A 1,280-nucleotide genomic window follows, 5' to 3' on the forward strand; every position below is an offset into this window, starting at 1 on the left:
AAGTTTTGAAGGGCAAATCTGCTTTTAATTTATCATCTTTCCCAAATTACCATTACATTGACCGTAGCCGAAGCCAACACATCATTTCAGCTACAGTTCTAAGAATATGCTTCTAAGCGAAACTAATGCTTAAGGCACACGCAGCCATCACTGCAATTAACTAAGTAAACAAATTACCACCATACGTCCGCAGCCTTCAATATACCTATGACGCACACGGCCGTACCCACAGCAAACAGACCGCCAGTTGTACCTAGTATTACCACTACGATGCCTTAGGCCGGTGTATCGAAAAACACCAAATAGAAGGCCTGTAGGAATGATTACTGCAAATGGAAAGACGGGATTTAGAGTAGAGTGCGATGGAAGAAATGGAGCTCATATAAATGTGTTTAGCGGAAAAGATAAAGGTGAGCATTTCTTATTTAATGCTACTGAATCCACAGTAACCAAACTTCAAAATCTATTTAATCATCCCTCTAAACCACGGAGAAATTTGTGACACTTGATGATGAAATCAAAATAAAAATCTCTCAATTATCTGACCCACCAAAACTAATAGATAATTGGGAAGATATTGCAGATAAATTATCTGATTCTTTTAATTGGAAAGGATCAAAGATTGATTGGAAAAAAACTATTAACTATAAAAGTAGTCAACTTTTTGGAAACTATTCTAATTGGGTATTGGTAATAAAAAAATTCTTATATGATAATGAGATATATTCTGAAATAAAAAAAAGTAAAGTAATTTATTATATAAATGATTCGTCTTTAAATTTTGCAGTGCAATTAACTTATAAACAATTTGATAATTTTCTTGCGTTTGCTGTTGAAAATATTCCTCAACATCATTATTTTTTTGATTCATCAAATAAGTGGTGTCTAGTTATAAGTTTAGAAGGGTATGTTGATTTTGGACTATCCCGAAAAAATTTACAAACATAAAAAATAAAGTTGATACAATTTTGTCTTTGATGCCGCAGCCGACCTACTCGACACAAGACGCAACCAAGACAGCCGCACCGAAAACCAAAACTTCGTACGCTTTATCTAAATAATCTACGGCGGCAAGAATACTTAGCTGCTGCGGATGAACATTTAAATAAAACCAAATCTAAAACAGGTGGAAAGAAATGTTAACCAAAAAACAACGTAGTCAAGAAAATACAGTATTCGGCGTCTATATAAAAGAGGGATTGTATTCATTAGCGCAATCCAGAAAAAATCATTGGATGGAGTTTTTTAATATATTTAGTGATAAAGATGAATGGGATGGG

General features: G+C 33.9%; 1 protein-coding gene. It reads left to right on the forward strand.

The window, feature by feature from the left end; all coding sequences use genetic code 11:
• Positions 1–498 precede the first annotated feature (498 nt).
• The gene (locus J3U75_RS09050; protein ID WP_267391632.1) at positions 499–948 is read left to right on the forward strand and encodes a hypothetical protein; all 450 of its coding nucleotides are present in this window, start codon (positions 499–501) and stop codon (positions 946–948) included.
• The last annotated feature ends 332 nt before the right edge of the window (positions 949–1,280 follow it).

The organism is Snodgrassella sp. B3088, assembly GCF_026535815.1.
In the GTDB taxonomy this organism is placed as follows: Bacteria; Pseudomonadota; Gammaproteobacteria; order Burkholderiales; family Neisseriaceae; genus Snodgrassella; species Snodgrassella alvi_E.